Origin of the sequence: Psychroflexus salis (genome assembly GCF_014640175.1) — a bacterium.
GTDB lineage: Bacteria > Bacteroidota > Bacteroidia > Flavobacteriales > Flavobacteriaceae > Psychroflexus > Psychroflexus salis.
Window position 1 is genome coordinate 117,270 of record NZ_BMGL01000008.1, and the last position, 12,934, is coordinate 130,203.

The window sequence follows — 12,934 nt, forward strand, 5'->3', positions numbered from 1 at the left end:
ACAAACTGAGTGGAGTGTGAATAGGGATTTTTAGGTTCACATTAAATAGCAAAAACCCTTCCTAAGAAGGGTTTTTGTCTTTAAAATAAATAAGTATAATTTACTTAATCATTTCGTAGCTACGTTTTACAAACTTTGTTAGGGCTTCACCACGAAGTAAGTTTTTAGAAAGCAGCGCTAAATCTAAACTTTGGTTGATTAAGTTTGCTTGTTCATCTTCATTTTTTTGAAGAATATCACTCATTAATTCGTGATTAGTATTTACTACCAGGTTATACATTTCTGGCATATTGCCCATACCAAACATACCTCCACCACCAGTTTTTTGCATTTCTTTCATTCTTCGCATAAACTCTGGTTCTGTAATGGTAATTGGTGCAGCTTTAGAATCCATCGCTTCTAATTGAACAGTGTATTTTTCTTTGGTTACATGTGTTTCAAAAGCGGTTTTTAATTTTTCCTTTTCATCATCATTTAACTTGGACGTTGTTTCTTCACCTTTATCGATTAATTTATCAACTTGTTCAGCATCTACCCGAACAAAACTTACTTTTTGTTCTTTATTTCCTTCAATCTTTTGAATAAGGTGCGATACAATAGGCGAATCTAATAACATTACTTCGTAACCTTTGTCCTTAGCTGCTTCAATATAGCTGTGTTGTTCTTCTTTATTTGAAGCATACAAGATAATAAGCTTATCGTCTTTATCTGTTTGATTTTCCTTTATTTTAGCTTCTAGTTCTTCAAAAGTATAATAAGCTTGGTCTACACTTGGAAATAAATTGAATTTTTCAGCTTTTTCGAAAAATTTATCGTCAGTAAGCATTCCATATTCAATAACTACTTTAATATCATTCCATTTCTTTTCGAAATCTTCACGATTATTTTTGAAAAGAGATTTAAGTTTGTCGGCTACTTTTTTAGTAATGTAGTTCGATATTTTCTTAACTGCCCCATCTGCCTGCAAATATGAACGAGAAACGTTTAAAGGAATATCTGGAGAGTCGATAACACCCCGTAACATAGTTAAAAATTCAGGAACTATTCCTTCTACATTATCTGTTACAAAAACTTGATTTTGATATAGTTGAATTTTATCTTTTTGTACTGATAAATCTTGTGTTAGCTTTGGAAAGTACAGTATACCTGTTAAATTAAATGGATAGTCTACATTTAAGTGAATATGAAACAAAGGCTCTTCGAATTGCATAGGATACAATTCTCTATAAAAGCTGTTGTATTCATCTTCGTTTAAATCGGTTGGTTGTTTAGTCCAAGCTGGGTTCGGGTTATTAATAATATGATCAACCGTAACTTTTTTAGGCTTTTCATCTTCTTTAGCATCTTCAGGTAATGGAAGTTCCTTTTCTTTTGTACCGAATTTAATAGGTACTGGCATAAATTTGTTGTATTTGTTTAACAACTCATTAATGCGGTTATCTTCTAAAAACTCTTTATCTTCGTCGTTTATATGTAATACAATTTCAGTTCCACGTTCAGTTCGGTCGTGGCTTTCTAGCGTAAATTCGGTTGTTCCTTCACAAGTCCAATGAGCTGCTGGCTCATCTTTCCAAGACTTAGTAAATATCTCTACTTTATTAGCTACCATAAATGCAGAGTAAAAACCAAGGCCAAAATGACCAATAATACCGCTATCTTTTGCATCGGAATCTTTGTATTTGTCTAAAAACTCTTCAGCTCCAGAAAAGGCTACTTCGTTAATGTACTTTTCTACTTCATCTTTTGTCATACCAATTCCTTGGTCTATAATATGAAGCGTTTTTTGCTCTTTATTAGCTTTTATTTCGATAATTGGTTTGCCAATTTCTACATTTGCTTCACCTATTCTAGCCAAATGCTTCAGTTTAAGTGTTGCATCAGTTGCGTTTGATATCAATTCGCGTAAAAAGATTTCATGATCGCTGTATAAAAATTTCTTAATCAGCGGAAAAATGTTTTCAACAGATACATTAATATTTCCAGTTGCCATATGTTGTAATTTATTGTTTTGAGAAAATGAATCAAATTGAGTACCATCTCAATTTAAATGACAAAATGGCATTTTGTTAACAAAGTAATTTCTTAAACTCGTCAGGAATACGAACACGTGTGGAAAAGAATGCTTATTTTTGCTTAAAATTTAGTGTTTGATACCGCAAATATTTCCACATACGTATTTATACATTCTTTTAGGATTTTTTTTTCTAGGTTTTTCTACTTTCTCTTCTGCTCAACAAAAAATTGATTATGAAAGTGATCGAACTCGTATAGATGAAGAGAATTTTCCAGGTGCAGTTATTTTTACTAGTGTAGAAAATCAAGTTTATTTTACACATGAAGGCATAAAGGTTTGGTGTGATCAGGCTATTTTTTATAACCAAGAAGATTTTTTTAGAGCTTTTGGAAATGTAAAGATGAATCAAGGAGATACCATTATTATGACAAGTAAATACGCTGAGTATGATGGAAAAACTCAATTTGCTTTTGCTAGCGATAATGTAGTGTTAACTTCACCATCTAATGTGCTTACATCCGATTCTTTATTTTTTGATCGTATAAAGCAAGAAAGTTTTTATAGAAGTGGAGGCGTTGTTAGAGATTCTGTTAGCACTATAACTAGTATTGTGGGTAGATATTTTATGGAACGCGATAAATATGCATTTCGAAATAAGGTTGTTGTAACCAATCCCGAATATAGAATTAATACAGAAGCATTGGACTTTTATCCGAAAACTGGGTTTGCTTATTTATACGGTCCATCGACCATACTTGGAGAAACAAGTAAGGTGTTCTGTAAAAAAGGATTTTATAATACAAACTTAGATGAAGGTTATTTTACAGACGATGCTAAAATAGATTACGAAACCCGAACAGTTGTTGGCGATAGTATTTACTTTAGGCGCAAAGATAATTTTGCATCTGCTACCAACAATATTGTGGTAACAGACACCATTAATCAATCGGTTGTGAAAGGACATTATGCAGAAGTTTATAAAGAAATTGACTCCTTAATTATCACTAAAAATCCAATTGTTTCAACAAAACAGGAAAACGACTCAATCCACATGGCAAGTGATGTTTTAATGATTACAGGCCCCAAAGACCAGCGTATTATTCGCGCTTTTAACGATGCAAGAATTTACAAATCAGATTTAAGTGGAAAAGCAGACTCTATTTGGAATAGTGAAGCTTTAGGATTAACCAAAATGATTACTAATCCAATTCTTTGGGCAGAAGATAGCCAAATTACTGGAGATACTATCGATTTGATTTCTAATAAAGAAGAAGAAAAAATAGACAGCCTAAAAGTATATTACAATGCATTTATGGTTATGAAAGACAGTATTGAAGGCTTCAACCAAGTTAAAGGTAAAGAAATGTATACGCTTTTTGATGAAAATAACAATATGCGAGAAGTTAACTTTACTAAAAACACAGAAACTATTTATTATGTTAGAGAAGACGATGGAACTTTGGTAGGAATAGACAAAACAATTTCTGCTAAAATAAAATTGACTCTAGAACAAAATGAAATTTTAGATGTTTACTATTATAATGCTGTGGATAGTGGAATTTATCCAGAAGAAGACTTTCCCACAAATGCTAGAAAATTAAAATATTTTAATTGGCGTGGAGATGAAAAAATTACAAGTAAAGCAGATTTGTTTACCAACCGGAAAGATTTTGTTTTAAAGCCGATTAAGGGAATTCAAGATCAAGAAGTAGAACCTGATTTTTTTGAAAGTGAAAAACAGTCTAAACAACCTTTTCAAAATAAAAATTCGTCTTTTCAGAACCAAAAGAAACAAAATGATAATGAAGAAACATCTCCAGTTGAAAAAGTTGAAGCTGTAAAGACTCCTTCTAAAACTTCAAGTATGCCTTTAAAACCTATAGGAAATTCTGAAAAAGAAAACGACAAGTAACCGCATTGATGAAGAATGATTTTTTAACATTTCAGGCGCAAACCACACCGCATCCCCTAGCTGTTGAAGTAGCTTCTGCAGAAGGCAGTTTTATTTACACCACCGATGGAAAAAAACATTTAGATTTTGTTGCTGGAGTTTCGGCTTGTGGTTTAGGCCACCGTAACCCAAAAGTACTTAAAGCCGTAAAAAAACAATTAGATAAGTATTGGCATGTAATGGTTTATGGGGAATACATTCAAGAACCTTCGGTAGAACTTGCTAAATTGTTAGCTCAATTTTTACCAAAAAATTTACAGAAAACTTACTTAGTAAATAGCGGAACCGAAGCGATTGATGGTGCCATGAAACTAGCCAGAAGAGCAACAGGAAGAAGCCAAATATTTGCAGCAAAAAATGCTTATCATGGAAACTCTTACGGTGCTTTAAGTTTAATGGATTACCAAGAGCGTACAGAAGTTTTTAAACCTTTGGTCGGAAATATTACGCATATTGAATTTAATAACGAAACTTGTTTATCGCAGATTACGCGGTCTACGGCAGCCGTAGTTCTAGAAACCATACAAGGTGGCGCAGGTTTTATTGAACCCCAGAATAATTATCTCGAAAAGGTAAAAAACCGTTGTAAAGAAGTAGGAGCACTTTTAATTTTAGATGAAATTCAACCTGGATTTGGAAGAACAGGTAAACTTTTTGGTTTTATGCATTATCAGGTAGTACCCGATATTTTAGTAATAGGAAAAGGAATGGCGTCTGGCTTACCTATTGGTGCATTTATTGCTTCTGCTAAAATGATGGACTTATTAAGCGATAAACCAAAACTAGGGCATATTACAACTTTTGGAGGTAATCCTGTAATTTCTTCTGCAGCTTTGGCTACTTTACAAGAATTAACATCTACCGATATAATTGAATTAATACCAGCTAAAGAACAGCTTTTTAAAAAGTTATTAAAACATGAATTAATTAAAGAAATTAGAGGAAAAGGTTTAATGTTAGCTTTGCTTTTTCAAAATGCTGAAGTAGCAAATGAGTTAGTTTTGATGGCAAAAGAAAAACAACTCATTTTATTTTGGCTATTATTTGAAAAAAAAGCTGTGCGTATTTCACCACCCTTAACTATAAGTGAAGAAGAAATACATTTAGGTTGCTCAATTATAATTGAATGCCTTGATGAAATAAATGAAAGTAAAACAAGTTTAATTGTTAATTAAATTGTTGAAAACTGTTTCAAAAAAATATAAATGTTACTCTTTTTGCTATTAACTTAGCTGAAGAAACCTAAATTACAAATATGAATTTTGGTAACCACGAAGAATTTGATTATCCCATTCAAAAGTTTGAGCATATGCTTAAAACTAACGAAGTGCTTTTTTTTGATACACAAGATTTCGAAAATATAATTTCGTATTACCTAGATATTGGTAAGATTGGGCTTGCTAAAAAAGCCATGAAAATTGGTCTAGAACAACATCCCAACACTGCTTCTCTATTGTTATTAAAAGCAGATTTATTAATGTTTGAAGAAAAACATGAAGAATCTTTAGCTTTGTTAAATGAACTTAAACAATTAGAACCAAATAACGATGAAGTATACGTTTTAATTGCTAATGTATACTCCAAACAAGATAATCATTTAGCTTCTATTTCTCATTTAAAACAAGCAGCAAAACTTACTGATGATGCTGAAGATATTTACCATTTAATAGGAATGGAATACCTTATGTTAGAGATGTACGAAGAAGCTAAACAAAATTTTATTTTAAGTTTAAATGAAGATTTTGACGATTTTGCTACTCTTTACAATATTGTTTATTGCTTCGAGTTTTTAGACCAAAGAGAAGAAGCTAAATCGTTTTTAAACACATTTATAAATCAAAATCCATATTGCCAAATTGCGTGGCACCAATTAGGAATGCTATATGCAGAAGAACATAATTTGGAAGAAGCAGTTAATTGCTTTGACTATGCCATTATTTCAGACGAATATTTTGTTGGGGCTTATCTAGAAAAAGCAAAAATTTTAGAAAAACTAGACCAATTTAAAGAAGCAATAGAACTTTACCAGATTACTCTTCAAATTGATGATCCAACGGCTTTTGCATATTACCGAATGGGGAAATGTTATCAAAAAATTGGCGATATAAATGCAGCCTTGCGTTCATTTAAAAAAGCTGTACATGAAGACCCATTGATGGATAGAAGTTGGTTGGCTTTAACCGATTTTTTTATAGACCAAAGAGATTTTGAAAAAGCTTTGCATTACATTAATAAAGCTTTGCATATCGATGAAGAAAACGAATTGTATTGGAAAAAATATGCACTGATTTGTTCTAAATTAGGCTTAAAAAATGAAGTGGTAAATGCCCATACAAAAATTAATCATATTCGCCAATACGATTTGTCCTTTTACACTACACATACAGATTTAATGGTTTCTGAAGATTTGTGGGATGAAGCTGAAGAAGTTGCTATTGAAGGATTAATTTTCTTTCCTAAAAATCATGAATTGTTATACCGTCTTGCTGCTGTGCAATTGCATTTGGGCAAATCCTTAGAATCTTTAGATCATTTTAGAGAAGCTTTTGCAGAATCGCCTAGTTATATCGAGTTGATGCCTATAATTTTTCCAAACTTAACTCAAACAAAAGCCTACAAAGCAGTTTTAGGGATTTTTGGTGTAGATGATGATAAATAAAATGTATTGAAATTTTAAATCAATTCCCATACATCTTTTATAAAATCTTGATTGGGTAGAATTTATCTTAAGTGTAATCGGAGTCGAGAACCTTCCATATCTCGATATTTTTCAGTGCTGTAACAAAACCAAGAAACATTACTTTCTATTTCAATGTAAAGTAAAATTTTTAAAAAACTCGAGCTGTTTTGTTTTTATATAATGCAGTACAATTTAATTGGTAATTCTTGTTTAGTTTGAAAGCACAAAAAATTTATCTTTTATAATTAAGGAAGAAAATCCATTTAGTTCGGTAATATACTTTAGTGTTTCTTTACTATAAAAAAAACAATGTGTTGGGTCGTTTTTGTACCACCATTCTTTAAAACCATCAATATTCAAGTCTTTATAGAGCAATTCAGTTTTACCATAAAACTTTCCATTGGGTACTAGTAAATTTTTAATTTTAATAAATTCTTTTGCGGGATGGCTAAAATGTTCAATTACTTCACAACAAATTATAAATTGATATTTATCTTTCAATTTATTTTTATCTGGGAAAAAATACGGATCGTACAAAGCAATATTATGGAAGCCATTATTCTTTAAGATATGAGTTATTACAGGTCCTGGGCCACATCCATAATCTAAACCTTTAGCATCTTTATTTTGATCTTTTAAAATTTGCTTACTTAATGGGGAAACAAATTTTTGATAGCGAGCATCTTCTACGTCGTTATTATGCATTGCATAACGTTGTTTCTCTTGTTTAAAATTTAATATTTCGTTTTTTTGTAAGTGAACAGAAACACAATTTTTGCATCGATAATAAGTCCGATTATTCATTTTGGTAGCGAAGTTCAAAAAATAGTCCGCTTTGTGTGAACAAAGCGGACAAGTAGAGGTTTGCAAATTTGCGTGTGTAAGCATTTGCAGATTTATAGTTGGTTTAATTTATCTAACTTAGTTTTCCACATACTTAACTCATCTCGATAGCGTTCTATTTTGTCTTTTACTTCTTTAACTAAAGGATTAGAATCGTCTGTTGAACTGAAAAATTGAAGATTGTTTTCAAATTGATTTATATTATCTTTAGTTTCATCAATTTTTTTGCGAATAAAGAAAACTTCTCTGTTAATATCTCGCTCACTACCTTCGTCTAGATCATGTAACCTAGATTCGTATTTTAATAATTCTGCTTCTTTCTTTTCTACCCCTGTTTTTTTAAACAGTTGGTCTAATGTTTTATTGAATTTACCTTCAATATACTTTTTGTTTCTTGGTACAGCTCCAATTTCTCCCCATTCTTCAATAAAGCCTTCTATTGTTTTTAAAGATTCATCTTTGTTGTCTGGTAATTGTGCGGATTTCACTTTATTAATTAAATCTTTTTTGGCTAAAAAGGCCTTGAATTCTTCATCTAAATCTTCATTTTTCTTACTGTGCAAGCGATTGAAGTAATGATTACAAGCATTTTTAAATTTTTTCCAAATTTTGTCGCTATCTTTTCTAGGAACATGACCGATTTCTTTCCACTGATCTTGAATTTTTTTCATTAGTGGAGTAGTGGTTTCAAAATCTTCACTATCCTTATGTTCTTCAGCAACTTCAATTAAATCTAGTTTCTTTTTTAAATTTTCAAACTGATCTTGCTTTAAATTCTTATAAAATGCATTTTTCTTCCGGTTAAAAGTTCGTGTATGCTTCTTAAAAGCATTCCAAATTTCATCCATATCTTTTCTTGGAACTTTACCTGCTTTAAAAAAAATTTCTCTTAGCTTTTCAATATTTTTTATCTTGGTTTGGGCATCGTTATGCGAAGTAACTTCTTGGTCTGCTATTTTTCTAATTTCTTCAATTACTTCTTCTTTTACAGCTAAGTTTTTTTCCCGTTCCTTATCTAATTCTTCAAAATATGCCTGACGTTTATCGTGAATTTGTTGTGTTGCATGACTAAACTTTTCCCATATTTCTTCTCTAAATTCTCGAGCTACGGGACCTAGTTCTTCTTTCCACATTTTATGTAGCAATTGTAACTCTCTAAAAGCTCGGTTTATATCATCTTCTTTAATAAGCTCTTCTGCACGCGAAATTAATTTCAATTTTTGGTCTAAGTTATGTTTAAAATCCAAGTCCCTAAACTCACGGTCAAGATGTAAGAAATCATAAAATCGTTCAACATGAAAATGGTAATTTTCCCAAACTTGACGGTATTCTGATTTAGGTATCGGGCCAGCATTTTTCCATCTTTCTTGCAAATCTTTAAAGTGCTGAAAAGTTGAATTCATACTTTCGCCAGCACCAATCATATTTTTAAGCTCTTCAATTATTGAAAGTCTTTCTTTTAAATTTTGATTTAAATTCTTTTTTAATTGATTGTAATATTGGTCTCTTTTTTCACGATAATCGAAGTAAATAGAATTGAATTTTTTCTTAACTGGAGAAGTATACTGAAAATCAATAATATTTCCACCTTCCTCTATAAAAGCTTCTTTTTTCTCTTCAATAATCTCGTTGAATTTTTTATCGAAGGCTATTTTAATTTGCGTAACATGCTCTCTGATTGATTGAATCTTTTCGTTAGATAAAAGCTTTTCTATCTCGATAACCAATTCATCTAAAGACATGCTGTCGTAATCTTTTAATTCAATTTCATGACGTTTAGAAACATCTTCGTCTTCACTGTCTTCTGCATTGGCTTCATCGAGTTCGTCTGTAGCATTTTTAGTTGTTTGGTTAGGTTCAGGTTGAGAAGTTTCAGTACTATCAGAATCAGCAACAGCATCAGATGGAGAGTCTTGCTCATTTGCATCAGCGCTATCTATTTTGCTGCTTTTTTTTGTTGTCTCAGCTTCTAAAGTAGAACTTTCTGAGCTATCTTCACTTTTAGCTTCCGATTCTAACTTGCTTTCTTCACTTGCTTGGTCTTTATTTTCCTGATCAGTCGATTCGCGATTAAGCTCTTGCTTTTCAGTTGATTCAGATTTTTTTTCAGCTTCGTTTTGCAAGTTTTCTGCTTCCTGATTTTTGTTTACTTCTTCAGACATTTTTTTCAATGTTAAGGTTCTTAATAAAGTTGAAATATAATAACTTGTATACTTCTACACAACTATAAAAATGGTTTCGATAATTATCGACCAAAGCTTATATCATTTTAATTTCTTTTCTTTGCTTCTGGCCACAATGCTTTTAGTTGCAAACAAAATTTACTAATTGAGCAGCATTAAGCTTTTTAACTAAAATTTAAAAACACTTGTAGCTTACCCAAGTATATTTGCAAAAAACAGTAGATGTCTGATTGTATTTCGTATCAACAAACCCATAGGTTTTCTAAGCTTATTGAAGATTATATAGCGAAAGATGAAAAAGTTGAACCTTTTTACAATCGATTTCCAGAATTAGCATCATTCGAAGGACAAATTACTGAAAAACATGCCCACGTAAAAGCAAAAAACAGGGCTATTTTGGCCGACGTATTGTTGCAGCAATATACTAAAATAGCTGCATCTCAAGCAAGTATCAACAATATTAAATCTTTAGTAGATGTAGATACATTTACCGTAACAACGGGGCATCAACTAAATTTATTTACCGGTCCTATTTATTTTATTTACAAAATTGTATCGACTATAAAGTTATGCAATCAGTTGCAACTACAATATCCAGACAAAAAGTTTGTTCCTGTGTATTGGATGGCTTCAGAAGACCACGATTTTGAAGAAATTAAATTCTTTAATTTAAATAATAAAAAGTATTCTGCACATCAACTCAAAAAAGGAAAAGTTGGCGCGCATCCTACCGAAAATCTCGATTTGCTCTTTAAAGAATTGGATAAAGATTTGGGCATTGGTGAGCATGCTAATTACTTACGTAAACTTTTTCAAAAAGCTTATTTATACCACGAAACATATGCCGAAGCAACCCGTTATTTAGTAAATTTATTGTTTCAAGATTACGGCTTAGTGATTATAGATGCAGACCAAAAAGACTTAAAAAGAATATGCATTCCGCAGTTTAAAAACGAACTGCTCCACCAATCTGTTTCTAAATATACAGCCCAAAGTATAGCCCGTTTAAAAGAAGCCAATTACAAAGTACAAGTTAACCCTAGAGAAATTAACTTGTTTTACATTAAAGATGGTTTGCGAGAACGCATACTTGTAAAAGGTGGTTTATATTATATTAATGAAACTAAACTGAAGTTTACACAAGCTGAATTGCTTAACGAGCTAGAAACTTTTCCCGAACGCTTTTCGCCCAACGTCATGATAAGGCCGCTTTATCAAGAAGCGATTTTACCTAATTTATGTTATATAGGTGGAGGTGGAGAATTAGCTTATTGGTTTCAGTTGAAACCTTATTTTGAAGCTGAAGAAATTCCTTTACCCATTTTACTATTGCGAAATTCTGCCTTAATTTATACACACAAACAAGCCCAAAAAGCAAGTAATTTAAATTTAAAATTAGACGATTTCTTTTTAAGTAGTAACGAATTAGCAACAAAAGTTACACATCAAACAAGTGAAATTAAAATCGATTTTTTTCCACAAAAAAAATATTTAGAAAAGCAGTTTGAAGACTTGTATAATCTGGCAAAACAGACAGATGCAAGTTTTAAAGGTGCAGTTGCTGCTCAAGAACAAAAACAAATAAATGGTTTAACTTATTTAGAAAAGCGTTTGTTAAAAGCGCAAAAAAGAAAGCTAAAAGATTATTTAAAACGAGTAGAAGCACTTCAGCTTTCTTTATTTCCAGAACAAAACTTGCAAGAACGCCACATTAATTTTAGTGAAATATATTTAAAATTAGGAAAAGAATTAATCCCGCGTCTCCTTTCTGAGTTTAACCCTTTAGATTTACAATTCAATTTAATTGAAATAGACCAATAAACCAATCCATCTTGCTGTAAATATTATTTACTTTTGCAGTAAAATTTAGGATTATGAAGAGTATGCACGCGATTGATATCGATACGGTAGAAATGACCTTAGATATTATGAAATATGCTATTAATCGCATATCGAATACTACGCCAGATTTAGCTTCGCCTAAACAAGAAAAAGAATTATTAGCACTGGTTGGCGATACCATTACAGACGATGGAATTGGCGGCGAAAAAGCTTTTCAGATTTTTAGAGATGTGTTGGCTAAAGCTGCCGTACCTGTAGACCACCCAAGGCATTTGGCATTTGTGCCTGCTGCACCAACTCGGGCTGCAGTTTTATTTGATTTAGTAACTTCGGCAGCCAGTATTCATGGTGCTTATTGGATGACAGGCGCTGGTGGAATTTTTTGCGAAAACAGAGCTATGGAATGGTTAGTTTCACTAACAGGATTACCCAAAGATGCCTTTGGTGTATTTACTTCTGGCGGAACAGCTGCAAACCTTAGTGCTATCGTTACTGCAAGAGAAGATTGGCGAACAAAAAATGAAGAAAATAATGCTTTTAAAGGTCTGCTAATTACTTCTCATGGAGCACATTCTTCTGTAAAGTCTATGGCTAAAGTAATCGATGCAGATTTAATATTGGTAGAAGATGATGAAGAAGACAAATTAACCGCAAAAGGCCTACAAGCTACCATTAAAAATTTAAGTGAAATAGATAGGAAACGTTTATTTGCCATTGTAGCGACTGGAGGAACCACCAATGCTGGAATTATTGATGACTTACAAGGAATTGCTAAAGTTTGTAATGAGGAAAAGGTTTGGTTTCATGTAGATGCTGCCTATGGTGGTGGCGCTTTAGCTGCTCCTTCTGTAAGACATTTGTTTAAAGGAATTGAAAAAGCAGATAGCATTACGATTGATCCTCATAAATGGATGTTTTCTCCCTACGATTGTGGCGCTGTCTTATATCGAGATATGAAACTCGCTGCTAATGCACACTCACAAAAAGGCGCTTATTTAGATATTTTTAAAGATCAAGGTGCGCAAGGTTTTAATCCAGCAGATTACCAAATACAACTAACTAGAAGGTTAAGAGGTATGCCACTTTGGTTTTCGTTAGCCATGCATGGAACTAAAACGTATACAAAAGCCATTGAGCGAGGTTTAGAACTTGCACAAAATGCAGCTAAACAAATTACAGAGTTAAGTCATGTTGAATTAGTTCGTGAACCTGGATTATCTTGCGTTTTGTACAGGCGTTTAGGTTGGCAGCCTAAAGACTATGTGGAATGGACATACCAAAATCACCAGTCTGGATTTGCTTTAGTAACTCCTACTAAATGGACTACCAATGGAAAATCGGAAACTATTGCTCGCTTTTGCTTCATTAATCCAGATACAACCGAAGATGATATTAGCGCCATTTTAAAAACAATGTCTTGA

Annotated in this window: 8 protein-coding genes; 5 read left to right on the forward strand and 3 right to left on the reverse strand. The window is 32.1% G+C overall.

What is annotated here, in order from left to right; translation table 11 throughout:
• Positions 1-100: 100 nt before the first annotated feature.
• Positions 101-1,990 (reverse strand): molecular chaperone HtpG, encoded by a 1,890-nt coding sequence (gene htpG / locus IEV63_RS07990; RefSeq protein WP_188406270.1) that lies wholly within the window; start codon positions 1,988-1,990, stop codon positions 101-103.
• A 157-nt stretch (positions 1,991-2,147) separates the two neighbouring features.
• Between htpG and IEV63_RS07995 the strand changes: the two genes are divergently transcribed.
• The 3 genes from IEV63_RS07995 (at position 2,148) to IEV63_RS08005 (ending at position 6,624) form a co-directional block, all read left to right on the forward strand.
• Positions 2,148-3,926, forward strand: coding sequence for an OstA-like protein (locus IEV63_RS07995; protein ID WP_229737212.1), 1,779 nt, complete (start codon positions 2,148-2,150; stop codon positions 3,924-3,926).
• 8 nt (positions 3,927-3,934) lie between these two features.
• Positions 3,935-5,140, forward strand: a complete 1,206-nt coding sequence (locus IEV63_RS08000; protein WP_188406271.1) for an aspartate aminotransferase family protein — start codon at positions 3,935-3,937, stop codon at positions 5,138-5,140.
• Between the two features lie 80 nt (positions 5,141-5,220).
• Positions 5,221-6,624 carry a tetratricopeptide repeat protein gene (locus IEV63_RS08005; RefSeq protein ID WP_188406272.1) on the forward strand — a complete coding sequence of 468 codons (1,404 nt, stop codon included), beginning with the start codon at positions 5,221-5,223 and terminating at the stop codon, positions 6,622-6,624.
• A 231-nt stretch (positions 6,625-6,855) separates the two neighbouring features.
• Here IEV63_RS08005 and IEV63_RS08010 read toward each other — a convergent pair whose 3' ends face one another.
• Positions 6,856-7,350 (reverse strand): class I SAM-dependent methyltransferase, encoded by a 495-nt coding sequence (locus tag IEV63_RS08010; RefSeq protein WP_229737213.1) that lies wholly within the window; start codon positions 7,348-7,350, stop codon positions 6,856-6,858.
• A gap of 191 nt (positions 7,351-7,541) precedes the next feature.
• The gene (locus tag IEV63_RS08015; protein ID WP_188406274.1) at positions 7,542-9,650 is read right to left on the reverse strand and encodes a DUF349 domain-containing protein; all 2,109 of its coding nucleotides are present in this window, start codon (positions 9,648-9,650) and stop codon (positions 7,542-7,544) included.
• A gap of 243 nt (positions 9,651-9,893) precedes the next feature.
• On the opposite strand from IEV63_RS08015, the gene bshC reads away from it, so the two are divergent.
• Positions 9,894-11,492, forward strand: coding sequence for a bacillithiol biosynthesis cysteine-adding enzyme BshC (gene bshC / locus IEV63_RS08020; protein WP_188406275.1), 1,599 nt, complete (start codon positions 9,894-9,896; stop codon positions 11,490-11,492).
• Between the two features lie 53 nt (positions 11,493-11,545).
• Positions 11,546-12,934 (forward strand): pyridoxal phosphate-dependent decarboxylase family protein, encoded by a 1,389-nt coding sequence (locus IEV63_RS08025; RefSeq protein ID WP_229737214.1) that lies wholly within the window; start codon positions 11,546-11,548, stop codon positions 12,932-12,934.

Coding starts and splice junctions, on each gene's coding strand:
- IEV63_RS08005 (WP_188406272.1), top strand. CDS start 5,221: ATGAATTTTGGTAACCACGAAGAATTTGATTATCCCATTCAAAAGTTT.
- IEV63_RS08000 (WP_188406271.1), top strand. CDS start 3,935: ATGAAGAATGATTTTTTAACATTTCAGGCGCAAACCACACCGCATCCC.
- bshC (WP_188406275.1), top strand. CDS start 9,894: ATGTCTGATTGTATTTCGTATCAACAAACCCATAGGTTTTCTAAGCTT.
- IEV63_RS08025 (WP_229737214.1), top strand. CDS start 11,546: ATGAAGAGTATGCACGCGATTGATATCGATACGGTAGAAATGACCTTA.
- htpG (WP_188406270.1), bottom strand. CDS start 1,990: ATGGCAACTGGAAATATTAATGTATCTGTTGAAAACATTTTTCCGCTG.
- IEV63_RS08010 (WP_229737213.1), bottom strand. CDS start 7,350: ATGCATAATAACGACGTAGAAGATGCTCGCTATCAAAAATTTGTTTCC.
- IEV63_RS08015 (WP_188406274.1), bottom strand. CDS start 9,650: ATGTCTGAAGAAGTAAACAAAAATCAGGAAGCAGAAAACTTGCAAAAC.